25 protein-coding genes and 1 pseudogene are annotated in these 26,491 nt (G+C 71.0%); 18 read left to right on the top strand and 8 right to left on the bottom strand.

Annotation, left to right across the window (positions count from 1 at the left end; translation table 11 throughout):
• Positions 1 to 133: 133 nt before the first annotated feature.
• On the bottom strand, positions 134 to 1,735 hold the full coding sequence (locus ACIQPR_RS16055; RefSeq protein WP_403647890.1) for an FAD-dependent monooxygenase: 1,602 nt from the start codon (positions 1,733 to 1,735) through the stop codon (positions 134 to 136).
• Positions 1,736 to 1,957: 222 nt separating this feature from the next.
• Here ACIQPR_RS16055 and ACIQPR_RS16050 point away from each other — a divergent pair, with 222 nt between their 5' ends.
• The 18 genes and pseudogenes from ACIQPR_RS16050 (at position 1,958) to ACIQPR_RS15965 (ending at position 19,341) form a co-directional block, all read left to right on the top strand.
• Complete coding sequence (locus ACIQPR_RS16050; protein WP_403647887.1) at positions 1,958 to 2,389, top strand: anthrone oxygenase family protein; 432 nt, start codon at positions 1,958 to 1,960, stop codon at positions 2,387 to 2,389.
• Positions 2,386 to 2,910, top strand: a complete 525-nt coding sequence (locus ACIQPR_RS16045) for a hypothetical protein (RefSeq protein WP_403647885.1) — start codon at positions 2,386 to 2,388, stop codon at positions 2,908 to 2,910. Before ACIQPR_RS16050 ends, ACIQPR_RS16045 begins: the two co-directional genes overlap by 4 nt.
• Entirely contained in the window at positions 2,907 to 4,781 is a 1,875-nt protein-coding gene (gene asnB, locus ACIQPR_RS16040; protein ID WP_403647882.1) for an asparagine synthase (glutamine-hydrolyzing), read from the top strand. Before ACIQPR_RS16045 ends, asnB begins: the two co-directional genes overlap by 4 nt.
• Before the next feature lie 373 nt (positions 4,782 to 5,154).
• Positions 5,155 to 7,119, top strand: coding sequence for a BTAD domain-containing putative transcriptional regulator (locus tag ACIQPR_RS16035; protein WP_403647879.1), 1,965 nt, complete (start codon positions 5,155 to 5,157; stop codon positions 7,117 to 7,119).
• Positions 7,120 to 7,305: 186 nt separating this feature from the next.
• Complete coding sequence (locus ACIQPR_RS16030; protein ID WP_403647876.1) at positions 7,306 to 7,674, top strand: TcmI family type II polyketide cyclase; 369 nt, start codon at positions 7,306 to 7,308, stop codon at positions 7,672 to 7,674.
• Positions 7,671 to 8,099: a cupin domain-containing protein gene (locus ACIQPR_RS16025; RefSeq protein ID WP_403647873.1), complete on the top strand. Its 429-nt coding sequence runs from the start codon at positions 7,671 to 7,673 to the stop codon at positions 8,097 to 8,099. The genes ACIQPR_RS16030 and ACIQPR_RS16025 overlap by 4 nt, the downstream gene beginning before the upstream one ends.
• On the top strand, positions 8,096 to 9,421 hold the full coding sequence (locus ACIQPR_RS16020; RefSeq protein ID WP_403647870.1) for a beta-ketoacyl-[acyl-carrier-protein] synthase family protein: 1,326 nt from the start codon (positions 8,096 to 8,098) through the stop codon (positions 9,419 to 9,421). Before ACIQPR_RS16025 ends, ACIQPR_RS16020 begins: the two co-directional genes overlap by 4 nt.
• Positions 9,418 to 10,710: a ketosynthase chain-length factor gene (locus ACIQPR_RS16015; protein WP_403647867.1), complete on the top strand. Its 1,293-nt coding sequence runs from the start codon at positions 9,418 to 9,420 to the stop codon at positions 10,708 to 10,710. Before ACIQPR_RS16020 ends, ACIQPR_RS16015 begins: the two co-directional genes overlap by 4 nt.
• A 38-nt stretch (positions 10,711 to 10,748) precedes the next feature.
• Positions 10,749 to 11,012, top strand: coding sequence for an acyl carrier protein (locus ACIQPR_RS16010; RefSeq protein WP_403647864.1), 264 nt, complete (start codon positions 10,749 to 10,751; stop codon positions 11,010 to 11,012).
• Positions 11,012 to 11,458, top strand: a pseudogene (locus ACIQPR_RS16005) (SRPBCC family protein); the annotation flags it as partial. The gene ACIQPR_RS16010 and the pseudogene ACIQPR_RS16005, both read left to right, overlap by 1 nt.
• Positions 11,459 to 11,485: 27 nt before the next feature.
• Positions 11,486 to 12,208, top strand: a complete 723-nt coding sequence (locus tag ACIQPR_RS16000; RefSeq protein WP_403647949.1) for an SDR family NAD(P)-dependent oxidoreductase — start codon at positions 11,486 to 11,488, stop codon at positions 12,206 to 12,208.
• Positions 12,209 to 12,246: 38 nt separating this feature from the next.
• A complete protein-coding gene (locus ACIQPR_RS15995; RefSeq protein ID WP_403647861.1) occupies positions 12,247 to 12,996 on the top strand; it encodes an SDR family NAD(P)-dependent oxidoreductase in 750 nt (249 codons plus the stop codon).
• Between the two features lies 1 nt (position 12,997).
• Positions 12,998 to 13,333, top strand: coding sequence for an antibiotic biosynthesis monooxygenase family protein (locus tag ACIQPR_RS15990; RefSeq protein WP_403647858.1), 336 nt, complete (start codon positions 12,998 to 13,000; stop codon positions 13,331 to 13,333).
• Positions 13,330 to 13,671 carry an antibiotic biosynthesis monooxygenase family protein gene (locus tag ACIQPR_RS15985; RefSeq protein ID WP_403647855.1) on the top strand — a complete coding sequence of 114 codons (342 nt, stop codon included), beginning with the start codon at positions 13,330 to 13,332 and terminating at the stop codon, positions 13,669 to 13,671. The genes ACIQPR_RS15990 and ACIQPR_RS15985 overlap by 4 nt, the downstream gene beginning before the upstream one ends.
• A 2-nt stretch (positions 13,672 to 13,673) precedes the next feature.
• Positions 13,674 to 14,930, top strand: a complete 1,257-nt coding sequence (locus tag ACIQPR_RS15980; RefSeq protein ID WP_403647853.1) for a cytochrome P450 — start codon at positions 13,674 to 13,676, stop codon at positions 14,928 to 14,930.
• Positions 14,931 to 14,957: 27 nt separating this feature from the next.
• Entirely contained in the window at positions 14,958 to 15,776 is an 819-nt protein-coding gene (locus ACIQPR_RS15975) for an SAM-dependent methyltransferase (RefSeq protein ID WP_403647850.1), read from the top strand.
• Positions 15,777 to 16,213: 437 nt separating this feature from the next.
• Complete coding sequence (locus ACIQPR_RS15970; protein ID WP_403647847.1) at positions 16,214 to 17,965, top strand: ABC transporter permease; 1,752 nt, start codon at positions 16,214 to 16,216, stop codon at positions 17,963 to 17,965.
• Between the two features lie 17 nt (positions 17,966 to 17,982).
• Positions 17,983 to 19,341: a nitrate/sulfonate/bicarbonate ABC transporter ATP-binding protein gene (locus tag ACIQPR_RS15965; RefSeq protein ID WP_403647844.1), complete on the top strand. Its 1,359-nt coding sequence runs from the start codon at positions 17,983 to 17,985 to the stop codon at positions 19,339 to 19,341.
• Positions 19,342 to 19,471: 130 nt separating this feature from the next.
• On the opposite strand, the gene ACIQPR_RS15960 is transcribed toward ACIQPR_RS15965, so the two are convergent.
• The 7 genes from ACIQPR_RS15960 to ACIQPR_RS15930 all read right to left on the bottom strand — a co-directional run bounded on the left by ACIQPR_RS15960 (position 19,472) and on the right by ACIQPR_RS15930 (position 26,345).
• A complete protein-coding gene (locus tag ACIQPR_RS15960) occupies positions 19,472 to 19,879 on the bottom strand; it encodes an ArsR/SmtB family transcription factor (RefSeq protein WP_403647841.1) in 408 nt (135 codons plus the stop codon).
• Between the two features lie 36 nt (positions 19,880 to 19,915).
• The gene (locus ACIQPR_RS15955; protein ID WP_403647838.1) at positions 19,916 to 21,190 is read right to left on the bottom strand and encodes a cation:proton antiporter; all 1,275 of its coding nucleotides are present in this window, start codon (positions 21,188 to 21,190) and stop codon (positions 19,916 to 19,918) included.
• Between the two features lie 4 nt (positions 21,191 to 21,194).
• Entirely contained in the window at positions 21,195 to 22,544 is a 1,350-nt protein-coding gene (locus tag ACIQPR_RS15950; RefSeq protein ID WP_403647835.1) for a B12-binding domain-containing radical SAM protein, read from the bottom strand.
• Between the two features lie 43 nt (positions 22,545 to 22,587).
• Positions 22,588 to 23,841 (bottom strand): FAD-binding protein, encoded by a 1,254-nt coding sequence (locus tag ACIQPR_RS15945; protein ID WP_403647832.1) that lies wholly within the window; start codon positions 23,839 to 23,841, stop codon positions 22,588 to 22,590.
• Positions 23,842 to 23,926: 85 nt separating this feature from the next.
• A complete protein-coding gene (locus ACIQPR_RS15940) occupies positions 23,927 to 24,643 on the bottom strand; it encodes an isopentenyl transferase family protein (RefSeq protein ID WP_403647829.1) in 717 nt (238 codons plus the stop codon).
• 53 nt (positions 24,644 to 24,696) lie between these two features.
• Complete coding sequence (locus ACIQPR_RS15935) at positions 24,697 to 25,632, bottom strand: transketolase family protein (RefSeq protein ID WP_403647826.1); 936 nt, start codon at positions 25,630 to 25,632, stop codon at positions 24,697 to 24,699.
• Between the two features lie 26 nt (positions 25,633 to 25,658).
• Positions 25,659 to 26,345: a thiamine pyrophosphate-dependent enzyme gene (locus ACIQPR_RS15930; protein ID WP_403647823.1), complete on the bottom strand. Its 687-nt coding sequence runs from the start codon at positions 26,343 to 26,345 to the stop codon at positions 25,659 to 25,661.
• Positions 26,346 to 26,491 lie beyond the last annotated feature (146 nt).

The raw sequence follows: 26,491 nt of genomic DNA, 5'->3' as shown, positions 1-26,491 counted from the left end.
GGTGGGTGGCGGGGGGGGTGGGGCGTCCCGGCGCGCCCCGCCCCCCCCCGGGCCCCCCCCCCCCCCCCCCCCCCCCCCCCGGGGGGCCGGGGGGGGCGCGCCCCCCCCCGCGCACGTCCTTGTGCCCGCCCGGTCAGCGCGGCGGGCGGGCGAGGATCCGGTCGAGCACCTCCGACAGTGTCCGCGCGGGACGGTCCGGCAGCTCTCGCGTACGCCAGGCCACGAACCCGTCGGGCCGCACCAGTACGGCACCGCCGGCACCGACGGCGTAGCGGGCGAGGAACCGCTCCACCGTCTCCGCGGGCTCCTGCGCGCCGACCCGGTGGAAGATGACGTCGGTGGGCAGGGCGGCCGAGGCGCAGGCGCTCTCCCAGGCGCCGCCCTCGGGTCCGGCCAGCAGCCAGAAGTCCCGGCCCAGCAGATCGTGCAGAGGTACCTCCTTGCCCTCCCTGACCAGGGGCAGGTGCGGTGCGCGGGTGCCGGGGCGGCCGGAGGGCGCCGTGGGGTCCTCCACCGGCGCGCCGTCGCGGTCGTCCTCGGCGAGCACGGCACCGGAGCGGTAGACGTGGCCGAAGAGCACCGTGGTCTCCGGTCGGTGCCGGGCGGCCGATGCCTCGTCGAGGCCGCTGCGTTGCAGGTAGCGGATCACCCCCTGGTCGACGGTGAACTCGGCGACGGGCGCCCGCTCCTGCTCATAGCTGTCGAGGAGCCCGGGACCCGCCCGGCCCTTGAGCACGAGGGCGAGTTTCCAGGCCAGGTTGTGCGCGTCCTGGACACCCATGTTCCCGCCGAACCCCCCGGTGGGCGGCATCACATGGGCGCAGTCGCCGGCCAGCAGCACCCGACCGGACCGGAAGCGGTCGGCGACCCAGGCCGCGATCTCCCAGCTGGTCGCCGACTCGATCCGCACGGGCAGGTCGGGCACTCCGGCCGCGGCCCGCACCAGGGCGACACAGTCCTGCGTGCCGTACTCCTCGTGGCCGGCGCCCGGCGGCAGGCTGGGCGCGAGCACCCAGCGGTCCGAGTCGTCGCCGCCGAGCTTGCCGAGAACGCCTTTGACCCGGTCGTTGGTGACGAAGCAGAGGAAGAAGGCACGGCCGGCCACGTACGGGTCGAGGTCGGCGTGAAAGACGATGTTCATCTGACGGCCGAAGGTGCCCTGGCCGTGCCGGCCGATGCCGAGCCGCTCGCGCACCTGCGCCCGGCTTCCGTCCGCGGCGATCAGGTACCGCGCCCGCACGGTGTGTTCCGCGTCCCCGGCGCCCGGCCGCAGGTCGCGGAGCACCGCGGTGACGCCGTCGGAGTCCTGCGCGAAACCGGTCATCTCGGTGGCGAACCGGAGGTCCGCCCCCAGTTCCTCGGCGCGCGCCCGCAGCACCGGTTCGAAGCGGTCCTGCCCGATCAACGTCCATCCGGTGCTGCCCACTTCGGTCGGGTCGTGCCGGAACGGCCCGTCGAAACGGCCCAGTTCGGCTCCGGTGAGCGACTCGGCCTGGAGGACGTCACCGTAGTGCGCGTGCGGGTTCTCGTTGGCGCGCACCGCCTCCTCCAGGCCGAGCGCGCGCATCAGCTCCATGGTGCGGGGGCTCGCCGCCTGGGCGCGCGGGTGGGCAGAGATCTCCGGGTGCCGCTCCACGAGCAGGGGGCGCAGTCCCTGCTGGGCCAGGAACAGCGCCTGGGCCAGCCCCACCATGCTGCCACCCACGATCAGTACGTCGGTCGTCTCGTCTGTCATACGCGCTCCTGGACGGTGCGGATGTGCTCGGACACGGGCGGCCCGATACAACCTCCTCCCGCTCGAAGAGGCCTGGTGGCGCGTGCGAGGACAACTGCACCGGGATGCCTGCGCCCCCAGATGTTTTCGAGTGGTGCACGAGCCCCGGCTGACAGGTTCGACCCACCCGATCAACGTGTCAGGCACTGGAGGAGGATCGCGACGATGGTGGAGGCGTTGAGTGTGCTGGTGCTGCTGGGCACCGGCGTGGTGGCCGGGGTGCTGTTCGCGGTCGCGATCAGCGTGGTTCCCGCGCTGATCGCGATGACGCCCGATCGGTACGTGGACACCCATCGGCTGCTCGGCCGGCGGTACGACCGGATCATGCCGTTCGTCGTGACCGGTTCCACGGCGATCGACGTGGGGTTCGCCGTCCGGGCACACGGCGGTCCGCGGCTGCTGTTCGCGCTGGCCGCGCTGTTCATGGCCGGCGTGGCCGTGGTGTCGCAGACCAGGAACGTGCCCATGAACCGGCAGGTCAAGCAGACCCGCCCGGAGGACCTGGGCCCGGGCTGGCGGGATCCGCGGCCGGCGTGGCGGGGGTGGCATCTGGTGCGCACCTGCTGCGCCTTCATGGGGTGCGCGCTCTCGGCCGCGGCAGTGGTGGCGTCATGAGCCCCGAGGTCGTACGCGACCTGCCGAACGGCGAGGAACGGGCGGAAGCCGACGCCCGGATGCGGGACCTGCTCTCACGGCCGGAGCCAGGACCGCTCGCCGAGCGCCTCGCCCTGCTGCACTTCACCGGCCGTCGCACGGGGCGCGCGTACACGGTACCCGCCGGGATGCACGGTCTCGGCGACGAGATGGTCGTGGCGACCGGCAGCGCCTGGCGGTGGAACTTCCGTGACGGCGCGGACGGCTCCCTCACCTGGCGCGGCCGGATCAGCCCCGTGCGGTTCACGTTGGTGACCGACGCGGAGCACACGGCCCGCGCCTACTGGGAGCTCTACGAGCGGTACGGAGAGGCGGCACCGCGTCGGCTGGGCATCGCGGTGCGCGGTGGCGGCACACCCGGGCTGGTGGAGTTCCGTACGGCTGTCGCACGCCACGGTCTTTCCCTGGTGACCGTCGTGCCCACAACGGCCGCCGACACGGCGGACGTTCCCGATTCGGAGAAGGAGAGGACCCGACGATGAGCGGACTGGCCGGCTGGGTGGACTTCACGCGGGACCTGGTGCCCGAGGCGCGCACCGTACGGGCGATGGCGGACACCCTGGCCCATCGAGGGCCGGACGGTGCCGGGGACTGGATCGAGGGGCATGCGGCGCTGGCTCACCGGAGGCTGGCGCTGCTCGGCCCGTCGGAGGGGCGGCAGCCGGTGTGCGTCGAGTCGGCCGGTGGCCGTCCCGAGGCCGTGCTGGTGCTCGACGGCGTGCTCACCAACGAGCCCGAGCTGCGGGCCCGGCTGACCGCGAAGGGCCACCGGTTCACCGGCCGCGGCGACGCCGAGGTCGCCGTGCACGCGTTCCTGGAGTGGGGCGTGGAGTTCGCGGCCCACCTGGAGGGTCTCTTCGCCCTGGCCGTGTGGGACGCGCGACGGCAGGAACTGCACCTGGTCCGCGACCGGTTGGGCGTGAAACCGCTGTGCTACTTCCGGACTCCGTCCGGTGTGCTGTTCGGGTCGGAGCCGAAGGCGCTGCTGGCCCACCCGGCCGTGCCTGCCGTGGTGGACGCCGACGGGCTGCGCGAGTTGTTCGCGCACAGCCGCAAACCGGGTACCGGAGTCTTCCGGGGCATGGCCGAGGTACTGCCCGGCCATGTCCTGACGGCTCGCCACAACGGCGTCGGCCGGCGCCGCTACTGGGCGCTGCCCGCGCGACGGCACGAGGACGGTCCGGAGGCCACCGTGGCCACCGTGCGCCGGCTCCTGGCCGAGGCGGTCTCCTCGCATCTGCGGGCGGACGTTCCCGTCGGCGCGATGCTGTCCGGCGGCATCGACTCCAGCGCCCTCACGGCACTGGCCTCACAGACACGGTCCGCCGCCGGTACGGGTCCGTTGCGGTCGTTCTCCGTCAACTTCACCGGATACGCGGAGAACTTCGAGCCCCATCCGACCATGCGGGCCACCCCCGACGCCCCCTATGCGGCGCTGGCGGCGCGGCACATCGGCACCGATCACACCGAGATCCTGCTGGACACCTCGGCGCTCTCGGACCCACGGGCGCACAGCGCCGCCCTGCGGTGCCAGGACGTGCCCTCCCCGCTCGGTGACATGGACGTCTCGCTGCTGCTGTTCTTCGAGGCCCTCCGGGGTGCCGGAGTCACCGCCGTGCTCTCCGGGGAGACCGCGGACGAGGTGTTCAACGGCTACTTCTGGTCCTACGACCCCCGGCACAGCAACTCGACGACCTTCCCCTGGGTCTCCTTCGAGCGCGGTCACGACGCCGCGGCCGGCGGACTCGGCTGTTCCCTCGTGGACCGTTCGCTGCGCCGTGAGCTGAACTTCATGGAGTACGCCGACCAGCACTACCGGGACGCGCTCACCGAGGTCCCGCACCTGGCGGGCGAGACACCGGCCGAGCGACGGGCCCGGGAGATCACGTACCTGGCTCTGACCCGGTGGGCACCGACGCACCTGGACCGGGCGGACCGGATGAGCATGGCGCACGGAGTGCAATTGCGCCCGCCGTTCTGCGACCGGGCACTGGTCGAATACGTCTACAGCGTCCCGGCCGAATTGAAGCGGGTGAACGGACAGGAGAAAAGCCTGCTGAGGTCGGCCGTCGCCGACCTCCTTCCCCGCGAAGTGCTGGAACGCCCCAAGAGTGCCTACCCGACCGTGCAGGAGGCCGCGTACGGCGAATTCGTGCGCGACCGGTTCTGCGAACTGGCAAAGGACGCTTCGGCACGGGTGACCCCCCTGCTGGACGCGGAGGCGACGGGCGCGGCGCTGGACGCGGCCGGCGCGCCGAGCGGAGCCTTCGCCTGGGTGGAGCGAGCCAGCATGGAAATGGTCCTCCAGCTCAACACATGGCTGACCTCGTACAACGTTGAACTTCGCTTGTGAGGAAGCTCACGACGACCGACGCGAGACCGGAGATGTGCCCCTTGTCCCACACATGCGCCTTGCAATAAGATGCATTCAAGCATCTAGTTCCGATCCCGGGGGTCTCACCTACAGAGGCCCCCAGGAGTCCTTTCTCTTTCCTTTGCTTTTATCGCGTCTTCGGCGATCCATTTTCACCCTCGCCTTTCCAACATCCGTCGCTGATTCGACCGAAGACAGTGGCCGGATCTCGGCTTACCGCAGCTGCCGCATTCGACTTGGCTGCGTTTACCGCGGGGGGCACGGGTACAGGAAAGAGAAGAGCCGACGCCATTCGCCAAACGGCAATGCCGTCGGCCGGCGGCCCACAAGGTGGCAACTCAGGGGGAACTTAGTGATAGAGATCGGCCTGCTGGGCTCGATGCGGGTTTCCAGGGACGGCGACGACGTGACCCCGTCGGCCCCGAAACTGCGTCAGGTACTGGCCCTGCTGGTGCTGAACGCCAACGCGCTTGTCACCGTCGACCAACTGTGCGAAGAGCTATGGGAGGACCACCCGCCGCTGAGCGCACTGACCACCCTCCAGACCTACATCTACCAACTGCGCCGCAGACTACGGCTGGCCACCGGACAGCAGGGCGAACCGTTCGGCTCCCGTCCGCCGCAAGGGTCCCCGGCTCTCCTCACCCGCGTCGGCGGGTACGAACTGCGGCTGCACGACAAGCAGACCGTGGACGCCTACCGTTTCGAACTGCTGGTGGAGCGAGGCAAGGCGCACGAACGCGCCGGCGCCCCGGAAGACGCGGTACGCGTACTCAAGGAAGCACTCGGCGTCTGGCACGGGGCGGCCCTCGTGGACATCAGCTCGGGCCGCCGGCTGTCCGCGTGGTCGACCAAACTCGAAGAACGGCGCAAGAACGCCCAGGAGCAACGATTCTCCCTGGAACTCGAACTCGGCCGGCACCACGTCGTACTGGACGAGCTGGCGGAGGCTCTGGGCGATCACCCCACCCATGAGGGCTTCGCCGGACAGCTGATGAGAGCACTGCACCGCTGTGGCCGCCGACCCGACGCACTGGAGGTGTTCCGCACCCTGCGGGGCCACCTCGTCGACGAACTCGGCCTGGAGCCCTCGCTCCAGCTCCAGCGCCTGCACCAGGAGATCCTGTCCGACCGGGGAACCCTCGTCGCATCGGCCGGCCGCGGGCGGAGTGCCGCTCCGCCCGTGCCGTCGCCCCGTCCGGTGCCACCCCGGCCGGCCCAACTGCCGCATGACATAAGCGACTTCATCGGCCGCGAGCAGCAGCTGGACCAGCTGGAGACCTTCCTCGGCGCCGACTGGGACGGTACCGGCATGCGCGTGGTGGAGGTCCATGGTCCGCCCGGCGTCGGCAAGAGCACCTTCGCGATCCACGCCGCGCACCGCCTTCGCCCGCACTTTCCCGACGGGCAGCTGTTCGTCGATCTCTCCACCGTGGGCGACGGCACCGAGCAGCTCGTGAACGTGCTGTCCGCCTGTCTGGGAGCCTGCGGGATCGCACGGGAGAAGCAGCCCGGCGGACTCGACGAGCTCAGCCGGCTGTTCCGCAGCTGGACCGCGGACCGCAAGGTCCTGATGGTGGTCGACGATGTGCTCACCGCCTCCCAGCTGCGGGCCGTGATGCCCGGCGGCGCGGGTTGCGCGGTGATCGCCACCAACCGCTTCCGCGCGCACAGTCTCTCCGCCGGCCGGAAGATCGTGCTGCCCGCCCTGTCCGCCGACGAGTCCCGGCAGCTGTACGACCGGGTGACGCAGGACCGCAGACAGCACGAGGACACGACCGCCGTGCACGAGTTGATCCGGATGAGCGAGGGGCTGCCGCTGGTCGTACGGGCCGTGGCCGGACGGCTGGCCGACCGGCCGGGCTGGCCGGCCTGGCGCCTGGTCGACCGGCTGCGCAGGAACAAGCGCCTGCTTCTCGAACTCCCGGCAGGCACACAGTCGTTGATGAGCACCGTGGCGCTCAGCTACCGCCATCTGCCCCGTTCCTCCCAGGAGTTGCTGCACCTGTTGTTGCGTCGCTTCCAGCCGCACTGGCGCATCGAGGACGTCCGCGCCCTGATGCCGAACCGCGCCGACGACATGGAGGCGCTGCTCGAATTCCTGGTGGACGTCCACCTCGTCAAGGAGTCCCCGTCCCCGGACGGTGAGCCCGCGTACGCGGTACCCGCGCTCACCCGGCAGGTCCTGCTCCAGCTGCTGCCCGGCATGGCCCGCGTCCAGCCGGGCGGCGCACTCCGCTCGGGCGCCGTGACCGAGCCGGTCGTCCACCGCATCGCACCCGTCACGCTCCTGAAAACAGCGGCTCCCGGCGTCTGAGCACGTCCGGCGAAGCCCGCCACCGGCACAGCCCGAAAGGCCCGTCGCACCCCGGGGTGCGACGGGCCTTTCGGGCTGTGCCGGACGGCCGTCGGCGCGCCGAGCCGTTCTCCAGAGGGCCTCCAGAATCCTTCGAACCGTTCCGACCAGGGTGAACGCACAAGAAGACAAGCCCTGGAGGACACCGTGCACCGAACGCTGATCGTGGCCAGGATGAACCTCGCCGACGCCGAGGGCGTCGCGCAGGTCTTCGCTGATTCGGACAGCACCGAACTGCCGCACATGGTAGGCGTGTCGCGGCGCACCCTGTTCGCCTTCCACGACCTGTACTTCCATCTCGTCGAGGCGGACCAGGACATCGCGCCCAACCTCTACAAGGCACGCAGCCACCCGCTCTACAGCGAGATCAACACCCGCCTGGGCGCGTTCATATCGCCCTACGACCCGGACTGGCGCGAGCCGAAGGACGCGATGGCCGTGCCCTTCTACTCGTGGACTCCGCAGCAGGGCCCCGTCCGCACGGCGCCGACCTCCGCACACCTGGGCGCCGAATGAGCGCCCCCGCCACGACCAAGGTGCACATGGACACGGTCGCCGCCAACACCAAGCGCGGCGGCGACATCCGGGTCACCCTCAGCCCCCGTACGGTCGGCTGCAGTTCGGGCTTCGGCGGAGTGCTGCGACTGGCCCCCGGCGAGTTCGTCACCGAGCATCTGCACCCGTACTCCGAGGAATTCCTGCACGTGGTCCAGGGCCGGCTGGAGATGCGGCTGGAAGACGTGCCGGTGCCCCTCGGGCCCGGGGACTCGCTGCTGGTACCCATCGGTGCCCGGCACCGACTGGTCAACACCGGTACCGTGCCGGCCGAAGTGGTCTTCCACCTGTCCCCGCTCGCCCCCAGCCCGGAACTCGGCCATGTCGACACCGAGCAGCCGCTCGACGGGAACGCCGGCGACCCGGATGTGGGGAGGGCACGGTGAGCGGCCCGACCCGCCGCGCGGTCATCACCGGCGTGGGTGTCGTGGCACCCGGCGGACGCGGCCGTGACGCCTACTGGGAACTGCTCACCGCCGGACGCACCGCCACCCGCCGGATCAGCCTGTTCGACCCCACCGGGTTCCGGTCCCAAGTGGCCGCCGAGTGCGACTTCGACCCTCTCGCCGCCGGTCTCACCCCGCAACAGGCCCGGCGCATGGACCGGGCCGCCCAGTTCGCCGTCGTCGCCACCCGGGAGGCCGTCGAGGACAGCGGCATCGAACTGCCCGGCGGCGATCCGGGCCGGGTCGGGGTGAGCCTCGGCAGCGCCGTCGGCTGCACGATGGGCCTGGAGGAGGAGTACGCGGTGCTCTCCGACGGTGGCCGCGACTGGCTCGTCGACCACAGCTACGGCGTACCGCATCTCTACGGCTACATGGTGCCCAGCACCCTCGCCGCGGAGGTCGCCCGGCAGGCCGGGGCCGAAGGGCCGGTCGCGCTGATCTCCACCGGCTGCACCTCGGGCCTGGACGCCATCGGACACGGCGTCCAGCTGATAGAGGAGGGCAGCGTCGACGTCGTACTGGCCGGCGCGACCGACGCCCCGCTGTCGCCGATCACCTCCGCCTGCTTCGACGCGATCAAGGCCACCACCGCCAACAACGACGATCCCGCCCATGCCTCCCGCCCGTTCGACGGCCGACGTGACGGCTTCGTCCTCGGGGAGGGCTCCGCCGTGATGGTGATCGAGGAGGCCGAGTCCGCCCGGCGCCGCGGCGCACCCGTGTACGCCGAGATCCTCGGCTTCGCCGGGCGCAGCAACGCGTTCCACATGACGGGCCTCCGGCCGGACGGCCGCGAGATGGCGGAGGCGATCCGGGTCGCGCTGGACCGGGCCCGCCTGGACCCCGGTGACATCGACTACATCAACGCCCATGGCTCCGGCACCAAGCAGAACGACCGGCACGAGACCGCCGCGTTCAAGCGCAGCCTCGGCCGGCATGCCCACGAGGTGCCGGTCAGCTCCATCAAGTCGATGATCGGTCACTCGCTCGGCGCGATCGGCTCCCTGGAGATCGCCGCCTGTGCCCTGGCCCTGCGCCACCAGGTGGTCCCGCCCACCGCCAACCTCTCCGTCGCCGACCCGGAGTGCGATCTGGACTACGTTCCGGTGACGGCCCGTGAACACCGCATGGAGCGGGTACTCAGCGTCGGCAGCGGCTTCGGGGGCTTCCAGACCGCGATGGTGCTGGGCCGGCCCGTCGGGACCCGGCGTCGACCGCACCCGGCCCGGGCCGCCGGCGGCGTTCGCGGGGAGGCCGCATGAGCGCCTCCGGCATCCGTCCCGGCCACCGGAGGCGGGCGGTGGTCACCGGGCTCGGCGTGATCGCGCCGACCGGCATCGGCGCCGCCAGGCACTGGGAGGCGGTGCTCGCCGGCAAGAGCGGCCTGGGGCGGATCACCCGGTTCGACCCGACCGGCTACCCCGTCGGGATCGCCGGTGAGGTGCCCGGGTTCCGGGTGGACGAACAGATCCCCGGGCGGCTGGTCAAACAGACCGACCGGTTCACGCATTTCGCCCTGGCCGCCGCCGACGCGGCCCTCGCGGACGCCGCCGTGGATCCCGCGCGGGTGCCCGAGTACGAGATGGCGGTGGTGACCGCGAGTTCGTCCGGTGGCACCGAGTTCGGCCAGCACGAGATGGAGAACCTCTACCAGAACGGCTCCTCCTGGGTCGGTGCCTACCAGTCGATCGCCTGGTTCTACGCGGCCACCACCGGGCAGGTGTCCATCCGGCACGGCATGCGCGGCCCGTGCGGGGTGATCTGCTGCGAACAGGCCGGTGGCCTCGACGCCCTCGGCCAGGCCCGCCGGCTGCTGGACACCGGGTCCCGGCTCGTGCTCAGCGGTGGCACGGACGCCTCCCTGTGCCCGTACGGCCTGGTGGCGCAGCTGTCCTCGGGGCAGTTGTCCACCGAGGACGACCCGGCGCGCGCGTATCTGCCGTTCGACGCCGCGGCCTCGGGCTTCGTACCCGGCGAGGGCGGCGCCATGCTGGTCGTGGAGGGCGTCGAGGAGGCACGCGAGCGCGGCGCCCGGGCCTACGGCGAACTCCTCGGCTACGCCGCCGGCTTCGACCCGGGCGCCGGGAGCGGCCCGGCCCCGGGCACCGCCGCCCGCGGCCCCCGCCACTCCGTGCCGGCGTCAGTGATCCGGCGGGCGCTGGACGACGCCGCTCTGCCGCCGGAGCGGATCGACATGGTCTTCGCGGATGCCTCGGGAGTGCCCGCCGAAGACCTCGCCGAGGCCCGGGCCGTCACCGAGGTCTTCGGTCCCGGAGCTGTGCCGGTGACCGCGCCGAAAACGCTCACCGGACGGCTGTACGCGGGCGGTGCGGCCCTCGACACGGCGACCGCGCTGCTCGCCCTGTCGGCCGGGGTCGTACCGCACACCGCCGGGCCGGACCGTGTCCGCGAAGGCTGCGAGATCGATCTCGTGCTGGACCGTCCACGCCCCACCCGACCGCGCACCGCCCTGGTCCTCGCCCGCGGCCACGGCGGCTTCGTGTCGGCGCTGGTCGTCGGCGCGGCGGACCGCGACGACCCCGAGAAGTGACCGACAACGACCTCACCACGACTGGAAGGCGGCTCATCATGGACGGGTTCACCCTCGACGACATCAAACGGATCCTGCTCGCGAGCGCGGGCGTCGACGATCACACGGACCTCGACGGCCCGGACTTCGCCGACACCGCGTTCGCGAACCTCGGGTACGACTCCCTCGCACTGCTGGAACTCGCCAACCGCGTCGAGCGCGAGTACGGCGTGCACATCCCCGACGGCGACCTTGAGCACACCCAGACTCCGCGTGAGGCCCTCGCCTATGTCCTGGCCAGGCTGGCGGAGGTGAGCATCTGATGGCCGGGCACACCGACAACGCGGTCGTGATCGACGCCCCGATCGACCTCGTGTGGTCGATGACCAACGACGTGTCCTCCTGGCCGGACCTGTTCAGCGAGTACGCGTCGGCGGAGATCCTCGGCCGGGACGGCGACACGGTCACCTTCCGGCTGACCCTGTACCCCGACGAGAGCGGCACCGCCTGGAGCTGGGTGTCCGAACGCACCCCCGACCCGGTCACCCGCACCGTCCGGGCGCAGCGGGTGGAGACCGGCCCCTTCGCCCACATGCACATCCGCTGGGAGTACGAAGAGGGGCCCGACGGCGTCCGGATGCGCTGGATCCAGGACTTCGCGATGAAGCCGGGGGCGCCGGTCGACGACGCCGGCATGACAGCGCGCCTCAACCGCAACACCGCCGTGCAGATGCGGCTGATCAAGGCCAAGGTGGAGGCCGCCGCGCGGGCCGGCCGACAGCTGGAGGGGCGGCGGATGCTGGTGACGGGTGGCACCCGGGGCATCGGCCGCGGCATCGTACTGGCCGCCGCCCGCGCCGGTGCGAGCGTCGTCACCTGCTACCGCACCCCGGGTCCGGCCGTCGCCACCCTTGAGCAGGAGCTCGCCAGGACGCCGGGCAAGCACCAGGTGGTGCGGGCCGACGCGGCCGACCGGGCGGACGTGGACCGGCTGTTCGCCGAGTGCGACGCGAGCCTGGGCGGACTCGACGCCGTGGTCAACAACGCGGGCATGTTCCGGCCCCGGCCCTACGCCGAGTTGGACGACGCGGAGTGGGCGGCCACCCTGGGGGGCAACCTGACCGCCGCCCACCTGGTGACCCGGCGCGCCCTGCCGCTGCTGGCCGCGGGCTCCTGCGTCGTCAACATCGGCAGCACCGTGGCCTTCCTCGGCATGGCCGGGGGTGTGCACTACACGGCGGTGAAGGCGGCGCTGGTCGGTATGACCCGCTCACTCGCCCGCGAACTCGGTCCGCTGGGCATCCGGGTCAACACCGTCTCGCCGGGCCGGATCGCCACCGAGGCGCTCGACGAGATGCCCGCGGCGGACGCCGAGCGCGAGCGCGGACGGTTCTCCTCGTTCGCCGCCCTGGGCCGGCTCGGCACCGTCGACGACATCGCCCGCACCGTGCTGTTCCTCGCCAGCGACCACGCGGCCTACATCACCGGCCAGAACATCCACGTCGACGGCTGCGTGTGACCGCGCGGCCCGCCGACAAGCCAACGAAGGGAAACCCAGTGGAACTCGCACTGCACGGCAAGAAGCTGCTCGTCACCGGCGGCACCCGGGGCATCGGGCGGGGCATCGCACTGGCCGCGGCCCGGGCCGGCGCCGACGTCGTCACCTGCTACCGGCAGGAGAGCGAGGCCGTCGCCACCCTGACCGCCGCTCTGAAGGAGACCGGCGGCGACCACCACGTGCTCCGCGCCGACCTCGGCGACATCGCCGAGGTCGACCGGCTGGTCGCCGAGGTCAAGGACCGCTGGGGGCGCCTGGACGGGATCGTGAACAACGCGGGCGTGATCAGTCACATCCCCTTCGCCGACCTGCCCGCCGAGGAGTGGTCGAGGATCATCGACACCAACCTCACCGCCGCCTACCGGGTCATCCAGCAGTCGCTCCCGCTGCTCGGCGCCGGTTCCTCGGTGGTCAACATCGGCTCGCGCGGGGCCGCGGCCGGCATACCGCTGCGCGCGCACTACACCGCCGCCAAGGCCGCGATGACCGGTCTGACCCGATCGCTCGCCAAGGAGCTCGGGCCCCGCGGGATCCGCGTCAACGTGGTGGCTCCCGGCGTCATCGAGACGGAGGCCTTCGACGACATGCCCGCCGAACGGGCCGCGGGCCTGCGCGCCACCTACGCCCAGAAGACGGCCCTCGCCCGGCTCGGCACGGTCGACGAGATCGCCGGCCCGGTGCTGTTCCTGCTCGGTGACCACGCCGCCTACATCACCGGCGAGACGCTCAGCGTCGACGGGGGGATCTGACATGGCCGAACAGGTCTTCCGGGTCATGCTGCGGATGGAGATCCGGCCCGGCATGGAGCACGACTTCGAGAAGGTCTGGCAGGAGGTCGGCGACTCGGTCACCGGCCACCCGGCCAATCTCGGGCAGTGGCTGTCCCGCAGTGCCGAGGAGAACGGCATCTACTACATCGTGAGCGACTGGGTGAACGAGCCTCTGTTCCGCGAGTTCGAGACCAGTGACGGGCATGTGGACCACCGCCGCAGGCTCCACCCCTACCGCAGCGGCGGTTCCATGACGACGATGCACGTCGTCGCCGCGCTCACCGGCGCCGCCGTCACCGAGCGGGGGGCCCGGTGACGGCGCCCCCGCTGGAAGTGGTGCTGCACCACCTGAGCGACGACGCCGAGCAGGTGGTCCGCGCCTACCACGAGGCCAGCCGCCGTATGGCGGGCACACCCGGGCTGCTCGGCAACCGGCTGTTGCATGCCGTGAGCGACCCGCGCGCGCTGGTCGTGGTGAGCCGGTGGCGCGACCGGGCGGCCTTCGAGGCATGGGAGCGCGGTCTCGCGCACAAGGAGCAGACCGCGCCGCTGCGGCCGTATCGCGATCTCCAGCGGGACCGCCCGTTCGAGATCTACCGGGAACTCGCCCGCTACGAGAGCGACCGACCGGTGCCCGCCGTGGAAGGAGACTGAGCATGTCCACCGCACCCAACCCGGCCCCGCCGCCGGTCGAGTTGTTCACCCCCGCCTTCCACCAGGACCCGCACGGGGTACTGGCCACCCTGCGGCGGAGCGCGCCGGCCGTGCCCGTCGTCACGCCCAACGGGCTGCGCACCTGGCTGGTCACCGGGTACGAGCAGGCCAGGGAACTGCTCACCGATCCCCGCCTCAGCAAGGACATGCGGGTGGGCCGGGACCTGATCCCGCGCAATTTCGCCGACGCGGAGAAGCAGCGGGCGTTCCTGGCGGAGTCCGGCGACCACAGCCAGTTCCCCCAGGTCCTCAGCGTGCACATGCTGGACAGCGATCCCCCCGACCACACCCGGCTGCGCCGGCTGGTCGGCCGGGCCTTCACCGCCCGCCGGATCGAGGCACTCCGGCCCAGGATCACCGGCCTCACCGACGAACTGCTGGAGGGCATGGCCCGAAGCGGGCGGGCGGATCTGATGGAGGCGCTCGCCTTCCCGGTGCCGTTCACGGTGATCTGCTGGCTGCTCGGTGTGCCGCCGAACGACCGGTCGGAGTTCCGCCGCTGGTCCAACCTGCTGGTCTCCGGCGCGGGCACGCCCGAAGTCCGGGACGCCAGCGTGTCGATGATCGCCTACCTGCGGGACCTGATCGAGGGCAAGCGCGTCCGGCCGGCCGACGACATGCTCACCGACCTGGTCCGGGTGAGCGAGGAGGGCGATCAGCTGACCGACGACGAACTGATCTCCATGGCGTTCCTGCTCCTGGTCGCCGGCCACGAGACGACGGTCAACCTCATCGGCAACGGCACCTTGGCTCTGCTCCAACACCCCGAGGTCGCCGAGCAGTTGGCCGGTGATCCCACGCTGTGGCCCGCGGCCGTCGAGGAGTTCCTGCGCTACGACGGTCCGGTCACCAACGCCACCTGGCGCTTCACCACGGAACCCGTCGAAGTCGGCCGGGTGCTGATCCCCGAGGGCGAGTTCGTGACGATCTCGCTCGGTGCGGCCGGGCGGGATCCCGCCCGTTACCCCGACCCCGACCGGCTGGACATCACCCGTCCGCACAACGCCTCCGTCGCCTTCGGGCACGGCATCCACCACTGCCTGGGTGCCCCGCTGGCCCGGCTCGAAGGCCACATCGTCATCAGCCGTCTCTTCGCCCGCTTCCCGGCCCTGCGGCTCGCCGTGGACGGCACCGGACTGCGCCGGCGCAGCAGCCTGATGATGCGCGGTCTGGAGGAACTCCCGGTCCTCACCGCCTGACACGGCCACCCACTTCAGGAGACAGACATGAAACGACTGGACACCACACGCCCCGACTGGGCACCGCCGGACGTGGACATCGAGACACCGAGCATCGCCCGGGTCTACGACTACTGGATCGGCGGCACCCACAACTTCGCGGTCGACCGGGAACTCGGGGACCGGGTCCGCACGGGCAACCCCGGGCTTGTCGCCTCCCTCCGCGCCAACCGCGCGTTCCTGCGCCGGGCGGTCCGCGAGCTGTCGGCCCTGGGCATCCGCCAGTTCCTGGACATCGGGTCCGGCATCCCCGCAGAGGGCAACGTCCACGACGTCGCCCTGTCCGCGCACTCCGACAGCACCGTCGTGTACGTCGACATCGACCCCGTGGCCGTCGCACACGGCCGGGCGCTGCTCGCCGACGAGCCGAGGGCCGCGGTCTTCCAGGGTGACCTGCACCAGCCGCGGAAGATCCTGGAGGCGGACGAAACCCGCCGGCTGATCGACTTCGACCGCCCGGTGGCCCTGATTCTCGCCGCCGTGCTGCATTTCGTGCCGGACAGCGAGCATCCGCTGGAGCTGGTGCGCCACTTCACCGCGCCGCTGGTCCCCGGCAGCGCGCTGGTCCTCTCCCACGCGGGCGCCGAGACGGTTCCGCGGCGGGCTCCGGAGGCGGCGGAGCAGTACCGGGGCGCGGTCAGTGAGGTCATCTGGCGCGACACGGCCGAACTCACCGCGCTCTTCGCCGACTTCGACCTGCTCTCCCCCGGTGTGGTCCGCGCTCCCGTATGGCGCCCCGAGCTCGGGGAGCAGGCCGACCCCGACCTCGCGATGCTGGCGGGGGTGGGACTCAAACCGGGTACCTGAGAACCACCCGCTCCGGAGGAAGAGCCGGCGGCCGTCCGGTGACGGAAGGACCGCCGGCTACCGGACCAGGGGCTCGGCGAGGGCCCGTGTCCACGCACCATCACATTTGCATGTTCACGCAACAAGAAAGGTCAGAGGCATTATTTGCGTATCGACGCAAGAAGCGGCACACTACCTGTCGGCACCGCCTGTCCGCCGCCGGAACCGCTGCCCGAAGGGAGGCACCGATGGACGTCGACCCACCCAGTCCGCGCCGCTGCCTCCCCGGCAGCCGCTGATCCGCTTCCGTCGATGACGGCCACCACGCCCCGAGCGCGCATACGGCCGTGACGGTCCCCCGACTCTCACCGTCCGCTTGCTCGCCGCACGCATGCTGTCGCCGTGTCCTGCCATGCCCTGGCAGGTCCTGACACGCCGTGCGGTCGGAGGTTCTCGTGATGCCGTTCCGGACAGACGCACCCCGCCCGACGCCCCCGCCGGCCCTGCGGTCGCCCTTCTCCGCCCGCTTCTCCTGGGTGGACGTGGTGGTCGCCGCCGCCGTGCTGGTGCTCCTCTACCTCACCCTCAGGGTCGGCCAGGGGACCACGGTCTCGTTCACCACCAGCCGGTCCACGCACGTGGACACGAGCGTCGGCCGACTCCCCTACGACGCGGCCCGATCCCTGCTGCGCATGTTCGTGGCGCTCGCCCTGTCCACCGTCTTCACCTTCGTCTACGCCTATACCGCCGCGAAGAGCAGAAGGCTCGAACGCATCCTCATCCCGGCCCTGGACATCCTCCAGTCCGTCCCCGTCCTCGCCTTCCTGACGGTGGCCGTGACCGGGTTCGTCGCCCTGTTCCCCGGCTCGATGCTGGGCCTGGAGTGCGCCTCGATCTTCGCGATCTTCACCTCGCAGGCGTGGAACATGACGTTCAGCTTCTACTACTCCCTCACCTCCCTCCCCCGTGAACTCGACGAGCTGTCACGGTCGTTCGGCTTCACCCGCTGGATGCGGTTCTGGAAGGTGGAGCTGCCCTCCGGCATGATCGGCCTGGTCTGGAACGGCATGATGAGCTTCGGCGGCGGCTGGTTCTTCCTCGTCGCCTCCGAGGCGGTCACCCTCGGAAACACCGACTACGCCCTTCCCGGCGTCGGTTCCTACGCGGGCGCCGCGATCGCCGACGGCGACCTGGGCAAGGTCGGCTGGGCCATCCTCACCATGGCGGTCATGGTGATCGGCGTGAACTTCCTGTTCTGGCGCCCGCTGACGGCCTGGGCCGAGCGCTTCAAGAACGAGCAGTCGGAAGCGAGCGAGGTCCAGCGGTCGTACGTCCTGGACTTCCTACGGCGTTCCCACTGGCCGCAGTTGCTCGGCCGCGCCCTGCGCCCCGCCGGGCGCGCCCTCGGCCGGGCCGGCCGCCTCCTCGGCGTCGACGACCGCCCGCTGACCGTCGACCGCGGCCGACAGCGCACGGGGGACGTGGTGTTCACGGTCGTGGCGGGCGGACTGATCCTCTGGGGTCTCCTCGACCTCGGCCACTACCTCTACGACCGCACCGGCCTCGGGGTCTTCGGCGAACCGCTCCTCCTCGGCCTGGCCACCCTCGCCCGTGTCGCGGTCCTGGTCGTGGTCGCCACCCTGGTCTGGGTCCCGGTCGGCGTGAAGATCGGCTTCTCGCCCCGCCTGACCCGCATCGCCCAGCCGGTCGTGCAGGTCCTGGCGTCCTTCCCCGCCAACTTCCTCTTCCCGCTGGCCGTCTGGTTCTTCCTGAAGACCGGGCTGACCATCGACATCGGCGGCGTCTTCCTCATGGCGCTCGGCGCCCAGTGGTACATCCTCTTCAACACCATCGCCGGCGCCATGGCCATCCCGACCGACCTGCGCGAGGCCATGGACGACCTGGGCGTGACCGGCCTGCAGCGCTGGAAGCGGCTGATCATCCCGGGGATCTTCCCGTCGTACGTCACCGGCGGGATCACCGCGTCCGGCGGCGCCTGGAACGCCTCGATCGTCTCCGAGGTCGTCGGCTTCGGCGGCACGACCCTCGTCGCGACCGGCCTCGGCGCCTACATCGCCCGGGCCACCGAGCACGGCGACTTCCCGAAACTCATCGCGGGCGTCGCGGTGATGAGCCTGTACGTCGTCTCCCTCAACCGCTTCTTCTGGCGCCGCCTGTACCGGCTGGCCGAGACCCGTTACTCCCTCTGAACAGCACAGGAACTGCCATGACCACGCTCACCAACGGCGAACTCCTGCTGGAGACCGTCGGTTTGACCAAGTCGTACGCGGGCGCCGACGGCGAACTCCCCGTCCTGTCCGGCATCGACCTCCAGGTCCGGGCCGGCGAAGTCGTCGCCCTGCTCGGCAAGTCGGGCTCGGGCAAGTCGACGCTGCTGCGCTGCCTGGCCGGGCTCGTGCCCGCCTCCTCCGGCACCGTCACCTACAAGAACACCCCGCTCACCGGTGCCAACCCGGGCACCGCCATGGTCTTCCAGACCTTCGCCCTGCTGCCCTGGCTCACCGTGCAGCAGAACGTCGAACTCGGCCTGGAGGCCAAGGGAGTCGGCGCCGCCGAGCGTGCCGAGGCCGCCCGCCAGGCCATCGACCTCATCGGCCTGGACGGCTTCGAGTCGGCGTACCCGAAGGAACTGTCCGGCGGGATGCGCCAACGCGTCGGCTTCGCACGGGCGTTGGTGGTCGAGCCGGACGTGCTGATGATGGACGAGCCGTTCTCCGCGCTCGACGTACTGACCGCGGAGAACCTGCGCGGCGAGCTGATGGAGCTGTGGGAGTCGGGCCAGTTCCCGACCCGCGCGATCGTCCTGGTCACCCACAACATCGAGGAGGCGGTGCTGATGGCCGACCGGATCGTCGTCCTCGGCTCCCGCCCCTACGGCACCATCCGCGAGGTCTTCGAGGTCCGCCTGGAGCGCCCGCGCGACCGCGACGCGGCGGCCTTCGAGGACCTCATCGACCGCGTCTACCGGACGATGACCGGCCGCCACAAGGAAGGCCGGACCCCGGGCCGTACGGAGGGCGTCGAACTCGACAAGCGCACCCCCGCCAACACCCCGCTTCCGCAGGCCAGCGTCGACGGCCTCTCCGGGCTCGCCGAGATGGTCCTGCACCAGGACGGCCGCTGCGACCTCGCCGAACTCGCCGACGATCTCGGCCTGGAGATCGACGACATCCTCCCCCAGGTCGACGCCCTCGACCTGCTCGGCTTCACCACCCTCAGCGGCGACGACCTGCTCCTGACCGACACCGGCACGGCCTTCGCGGACGCCGACGTCCAGGAGTCGAAGAAGATCTTCGCCGAGGCGGTGCTGCGCGCCCCGCTGGTCCAGCTGATCACCCGCAGTCTGCGCCAGAACCCCGGCGGCACCCTGCGCGCCGGCTTCTTCCGCGACATCCTCGCCCACCACTTCACCAGCGAACAGGTCACCGCACAGCTGGAGACGGCCACCGACTGGGGCCGCTACGCCGAGCTGTACTCCTACGACGCCGAACCCCAGGAGTACCGGCTCGACCAGGACGACGAAGGCGACCGAGACGGTTCACGGGGGCGGACGGACCGACGCTGACGGCACCGGCCCGAAATCCCCGGCAACTCCCGCCCGTGGACGGGCCTTTGACCAGACGTGAGCCGTCTCTGACACTCTGCCGACACGACCGCACCTGCGACCGACCGGCGCCACTGGATCCGCCGGTCTCCTACCCCAGCGCCGGTCGTCGCCCGCGTGCCGGACGCGTCGCGACGGCGTTCTCCCGCACGGCAACCGCCGTCTCCTCACCCGCCCCGCCACCGGAGCCGGGGTCGCGGTCGCCCCGCCGCGCCACCAGCTGCGCCTCCTCCAGCAGCCCCCGCGCGTCCGCCGCCCGGTAGTAGATACGCGTCCCGTCCCGTCGCGTGGTGACCAGCCCGGCCGACCGCAGCCTCGCCAGATGCTGCGAGGTCGCGGCGACATGGGCACCCAGGATCCCGGCCAGCTCGCTCACCGGCAGTTCGCGTCCGCTCAGCGCCCACAGCAGGCGATAGCGCGAGGGATCGGCCACCGCCTTGAGCACCGCCACGGCCCGCTCCGCGGCCTCCTCGTCCCACGCCCCTTCTTGCGCATTCATGCAACTATGGTAACCACGGCCCCGGGCCGAGTCCCGTCACCCCTGGTCGCCCACCGCGATCCGTTCCCGGTGCCTGCGGGTCACGTCCTGCGGGGTTGCCCGTAGTGCGAGCCCGCGTGGGTAGACCTTCTCCAGGAGCGGTCCCGTCATGGCGGTGGTCAGCAGGGCCATCACGACCATGAGCGAGTACAACCGGCCGTCGAGGATGCCGAGTTGGCGGCCGACGCTGAGGATGATGAGTTCGGTGAGGCCGCGGGTGTTCATGAGGACGGCCAGGGCCGACGACACGCGGTGGTCCAGGCCGCCCGCGAAGGCGCCCGCGTAGGCGCCGACGAGCTTGCCGCCGACGGCCACCAGGAGGATCAGGCCCAGTTCGCGCAGGTCGGACCAGCTGAGCCGGGACAGGTCGACCTGGAGGCCGGCGACCAGGAAGAAGACCGGGAGCAGCAGGACGTTGTTGACGAGTCCGATGCGCTCGTGCAGGTCGGCGCGGAGCCGGTCGGTGCCCGTGTGCGGGACGGCGAGACCGGACAGGAACGCCCCGAAGATGAAGTGCAGGCCCATCCATTCGGTGGCCGCCCCGGAGAGCAGCAGGCCGGTGAACATCGCGGCGAGGAGCGCGGCGGTCGGCCGCCCGGTCGGTGTCAGCCGTTTCAGGAGCGGGCCGGCCAGCCTGCGGACCGGATGGAGCATCAGCAGCAGGTACGGCAGGAACAGCAGCGTCCGCCACGGGTCACCGCCCGGTGCGACGATCGCCACGACCACGGCGAGCAGTGACCAGGCGAGGACGTCGCTGAGGGCGGCGCAGCTCAGTGCCAGGGCGCCGAGCGGTGTGCGGTGCATGCCCCGGTCGGTGAGGATGCGGGCGAGCACCGGGAACGCGGTGATGGACATGGCGGCGCCCATGAAGAGGACGAAGCCCGCGTGGTTTGCGCTGGGGTGGTCGTGCAGCAGGTACAGGCCCAGGATCGCGCCGAGTCCGCACGGGAGCAGGAGCGCGGCCAGGGAGACGGAGGCCGCGATCCGGCCGGTGCCGCGGATCAGCGTTCCGTCGAGTTCGAGCCCGACCAGGAACATGAAGACGGCGACTCCGATGTCGGCCAGCGCGGTCAGGAAGGGCCGGATGTCGGTGGGCAGGAGGGCGCGGGACAGGGCGCCGCCGAACAGGGTCGGGCCGAGGACGACCCCGGCGAGGATCTCGCCGACGACGGGCGGCTGGCCGAGCCTGCGGGCGAGGCCGCCGAGCAGGCCGGCGGCGGCGATGACGACGGCCAGTCCGGCCAGCAGGGCGACCGCTTGGGAGGAGGTCACGCCGTCACACCCGGACCTTGCCGGAGGTCAGCAGATGGATCCGCTTCTCCGGGGGCACGTGGGGCACCGGGCGGTGCGTCATCCACATCGTGTCCTTGTGTGCCAAGAGGTCGAGGTACTCCGCGCGTACCTCCTGGTACCGCGCGGCCGTCTCGGGGAACACCAACTCGTAGATCATGTCGCACAGGTTGAGGTTCTGCCGCCAGTGCTCCTCGTCCTGGGCGGTCACCGGCATCACGCCCCAGAACCGGAACGGCACGTCGAGGAGCCGGTCCCGGGCGTCCGGGATGTAGGGCGTGTAGATGTTGGACTGGATGTGGTAGTTGGGGACCAGTCCGCGGTCGATGATGCTGCGGATGTAGCGGATCTGGCCGAGGTCGACCTCGTAGTCGATGTCCAACAGGGCCGAGATGAAGCTCGGTTTGATCGAGATGCCCATGCCCGCCGCGACTTCGAGACGGTCCTCGAACTCGGTGACCTCGACCGGCTTGTTGATCTCCTTGCTGGTGAAGTTCTCGATGCCGACCAGCACGGAGTGGCATCCGGTCTCGGCCATCCGCTCCAGGTTCCGGTCGGTGAGGGTCACCAGGCAGGTCTGCTGCGACCAGCGGATGCCGGAGTCGGCGAACACGTCCATGATGTCGTCGGAGTGCTCCTGCCGCATGAAGAAGAAGGGGTCCGCCACGGAGACGGCGTCGGCACCGTACTCCTCCCGCAGGTAGTGGATCTCCTCCCGGAGGATGTCCGGGTCCTTGTAGTTGATCTTGTACACCATCGGGTTCAGGCAGAACGTGCACTTGTAGGTGCAGCCGATGCTGGTGACGACCGTGTACCGGAGTTTGTCGCGGACCTCGGGGGCGTAGGTCTCGGCGATCCAGGAGTTGTCCGGCCGGAACGTACGGAACTTCAGGTCGTCCGCGCGGCCGAACACCTGCTTGGCCCAGGCGAAGATGTCGCGGTTCGTCACGACGAACTCGCAGTCGACGTCGAGCTTCAACAGGTCCGGCCGCAGGAAGTAGTTGGAGCTGACCGCGGGGCCGCCGACGAACAGCTTGGCCCGCGACCGGCGGGTGACGTCGACGGAGATCTGCCGGGTGCTGTCGTAGGAGTTGACCGTGGACGAGATGAGCACGGCGTCCGGGCGGTAGTCGAGCACCCGCTGCACGTTGTCCTGGTAGGTGCCGAAGTTGAAGTCGACGACCTGGACATGGGGCGTGTAGTGGCGCGCGGTGCTGTACAGATACGTCAGCGCCTGCGCGATGTGGTAGGTCGAGCCGTTCTTGACCTCGGTCGCCAGGTGCGGACGCCACCCGGTGCAGTATCCGACGTGCGGAAAGACGATGACAACCCGCATGGCTTTCCTTCCCAGGGTGACTGGTGCCGTGCAGACCGGCCGCTCAGCCGGCCTGTGTTCCGTGTCCGGGCGCGAGGACTCCGCGCGGATCGAACCGACGCCCGGCCCGTACGACGTCGGGCCACCGGGGGCCGTAGTGCCGACGCCAGTCCTCGGGCGACATCGGCAGGGCGTTCGTCGGATAGGCCACCGCGCCGGCGGCCAGCGCGTGGCCGTAGAGGGCGCGATTGGCCGCGATGGAGGTGTGCTGGGTGCCGGGGCGGGCCGTGCGCAGCAGCGCGACCATGAAGGCGGTGGCGCCGGCCGGTCTGCGGACCAGCGGCGTGGCCAGGTGCCGTGTCGGCAGCGGGTAGACGAGGACGAGTCCGGCCCGGCCAAGGGATTCCCCGGTCAGTGTGCCGAGCGCGCGGCGGACGAACGACTCCGTCGTCCCGCTCGGCAGCATGAGGTTGAGCCAGGGGTGGGGGTGGAACCAGTCGCCTGCCGCGCGGAGCCTGCGTTCCCCGTCCGCCATGCGGTCGAGGAAGTCGGCGTGCGTGAGGTCCTCGGTCTCCTCGGTGCCGGGCGTGTGGCGCAGGCCGCGGAGCAGTTCGTGGTCGTCGGGCGGGTGCGGGCGGTCGTAGTGCTCGGCCAGTTCGACGCGGTAGCGCCAGGAGCCGTTCCCGGCCGGGACGATCCTGCCCTGCACATGGGCGCATCGGGCCTCGGCCACGAGCCGGCTCTGGTCGGTGAGGAACACCGCGAGATCGTCGTACCACAGCTTGTACCAGCGGGTGTTGTCGAACGCGGGGGTGAGCCGGAGGGTGGCCTCCGTGATCACGCCGAAGCGGCCGAGGCCGCCGCGCACGCTGTCGAACAGGTCGCGGTTCTCCGTGGCCGAACAGGTCGTCAGCTCGCCGGTTCCGGTGACGACCTCCAGGGCCGTCACGTTGTCGGTCTGCGCGCCGTGGCGGTGGCTCGCGCCGCCGAATCCGCCCACCGAGAGGGTGCCGCCGACCGTGGTCGCGAGGTAGTCGGTGAGCACCGGGGGCGTCTGTCCCCCGGCGCGGGCGGCGTCGACGACCTGCGACCAGAGCGTCCCCGCGGCCACCACGGCGTGACCGGGCTCGACCTCACGCACGGCGGCCAGGGTCGTCATGTCGACGACGATCCCGCCCGCGGCCTGGCTCTGCCCGTACGTCGAATGCCCGGCGCCGCGGGCGACGAGCCGCAGTCCGCGTGCCGCCGCGAACGACACCGCTTCCTGGATGTCGGCCGTCGAGGCGGGCAGCAGGACCGCGGCCGGCCGCGCGTGCACGCAGTGGCCGAAGTCGTCGGCCGCACGGGCGAGTTGAGCGTCGTCGGTGCACCACAGGCCGCCGGTACGGGGAAGTTCGGTGACGTTAATCGAAGACCTCCGAGAAGATCTGGTCCTGCAGAAAGCCGTGTTCGGCGTGGCGGTCGCCGATGCTGCGCGACAACGCGTCGAGCATCGCCGGGGCGAACGCGACACGGTCGACGCTCCCCGGCTCGATCGCGTGCCGCTCGCACCAGTCGAGGATGCGGTCCGGGCCGGGCAGCGCGGCGAGGAAGACGCGTTGGGCGGGTACGGCCCACACGGCGGCGAACTCGGTGAGCAGGCTTCTGCCGTACCGGTCGGGCAGCAGCATCTGGCGGGCCCGTGCGCGCAGCCGCGTCCGGTAGCCGTCGGGGTCGGTGATGCGCATCACCTGGATCGTGACGGGGAACGGCAGGTCGTCGATCCGTTCGGCGAGTCCGAGCATGATCGATATGGAGCCGCCCTCGACGACCACGAGCCGGTGGCGGGCGACGAGTTGGCCGAGCCTGGTCACCACCATGTCGACCGCGTCGTCCGGCGGAATGTCACCGTCGCCGATGGTGCGGTCGCTGAGCCAGATCCGGTGGACGCCGTGCGCGTTCTCGTCGGTGGCCCGGCTGGTGGTCACCGCCAGGTCGGTGAAGCACTGGATGCGGTCGGCCACCAGGACGGGGGCACCGGTGGCCGACGCCAGCTCGGTCGCCGCCGCGCTCTTGCCGACTCCGGTCGGGCCCACGATCGCGTGGACTTTCGACCTGGTACGCACGCGCTCGGCCTGCATGGGACCCCTTCTCTCTCCGCGCGGGGAACGGCTTTCCCTGGTGCTGTCTCGCTCTAGAGGCCGAGGAAGTAGCGGATGCTCTTGCCGAGGCTCGCGGCGTCCAGGCCGTGCCGGAAGTCGTGGTCCTCGGGCGTGCCGTAGCTGCGGACCTCCACGTCCCTTCGGACCCCGAGCGCGAGCAGCCGGTGCGGCACGTCGACGAGGGCCGAGGCCGCGTGGTGCGCCGACGTGCCGGCCAGCGTGGGCTCGACCAGGACGACATCGGCGGCGGTCGCCGAGCGGACGGCGGCCCGTAGTCCGGCCGTGTCGAAGGGCCGGATCGTCGAGGCGTAGAGCACGGTCACGTCGAGCCCCTCGGTCGCCGACAGGACCCGGTCGAGGGTGGGGCCGACCGCGAGGACGACACCGCGCGCGCCGCGTCGGACCGGGGTGAAGGACGCCGACACCGGGTGCGGCTCCTTGTTGGTCTGGCTGGACAGCCGCAGGTACACCCGGTCGTCGCCGGGCAGGGACCGCAGCAGCAGCTCGCCCGCCTCCTGGGGGTGGCCCGGCACGTGGACGGTCCACTTGGGCATCGAGTCGAGGACCGCGACGTCGCCGGGGGTGAAGTGGGAGAAGGCGAACTCGGAGAGGTCGTAGGAGGCGCCCCAACTGGCGAGGACGGCGCCGACGTTCTGCTGCCCGAAGTTCAACTTGATCTGTTCCAGGGGGCGTTCCACGAGGAAGGCCGCGACGGTGTGCACGACGGGCCGTAGACCGCACATCGCGAGGCCGCCGGCCACGCCCATCATGAGCTGCTCCCTGATGCCCACGTTGATCACCCGCTGAGGGTGTTTCCGCCTGGCGTCCTTGAAGAGATGGGTGCCGATGTCGGCCAGTACGACGGCCGCCCGCGGGTCGCTGTCGAGCGCGCCGGACATCGCCCGGCCGAACGCGCTCCACATGTCCCGGGGGACGCTCTGGGTGGCGGGTGCGGTGGGGGAGTTCATGGTGTTCGCCTCCTGACAGATGGCGGCTAGCGGCTGACGGTGGCGACGACGGCCAGCGGCCTGTCGGGGTGTTCCCGGGTCAGGGCGGCGAAGATCTCGTCGTGGTCCGTGCCGTCGACGACGGCCGTGTCCCAGTCCTCGGCGGCGAACCGCCGGTCGATGCCGCCCGGCCAGCCCTGACTCGCGGTTCCGTTGTCCAGGGCGATGACGGTGAGTTGGCCGAGGCCGGCCCGTCCGGCGTAGGCCATCGCCTCGTGGTTGCTGCCCTCGTCGAACTCGCCGTCGCCGATCAGTACGAACACCCTTGGTTTCGTGCGCCGTCGGATCCGCAGGCCCAGGACGACTCCCACCCCCAGGGGAAGTCCGTGGCCCAGGGAACCGCCCGACATCTCGACGCCCGGCACGTTGGCGCGGTCCGGGGCGAAGCCCAGCGGGGAGTCGAAGGCGGCCCAGCCGCTCAACTGCTCCGGGCGCAGGAACCCCTTCGCGGTGAGCACGGCGTAGTACGCCATCGGGCCGTGGCCCTTGGAGAGCAGGAAGCGGTCGCGGTCCTCGTCGTCGGTGCGGTCGGGCCCCACGTCGAGTACGCGGTCGTAAAGCACCCAGAGGACTTCCTTGGTCGACGAGGACGAGAAATCGTGGCGTTCGTCGCCGGTCATTCGGGCGATGAGATCGGGGAGGTCGTCGTAGCCGAATGCAGTGGATGTCGTCATCCTGTTTCCCTCGGAAATCCCGGAGGTGTGCCCTGCGGGCGCCGTCCGGTGGATGGGTGTTCGGCAGATACCGAGCCTATGAAACCAATTCGGTGTGCGCAATGCTCACGCAGGCACAATCGGCTTCCGCGCTTTTACATTCCGGT

The sequence above is a fragment of the Streptomyces sp. NPDC091280 genome (genome assembly GCF_044768565.1).
Lineage (GTDB): Bacteria > Actinomycetota > Actinomycetes > Streptomycetales > Streptomycetaceae > Streptomyces.
This window is presented reverse-complemented; position numbering and strand designations above follow the sequence as displayed.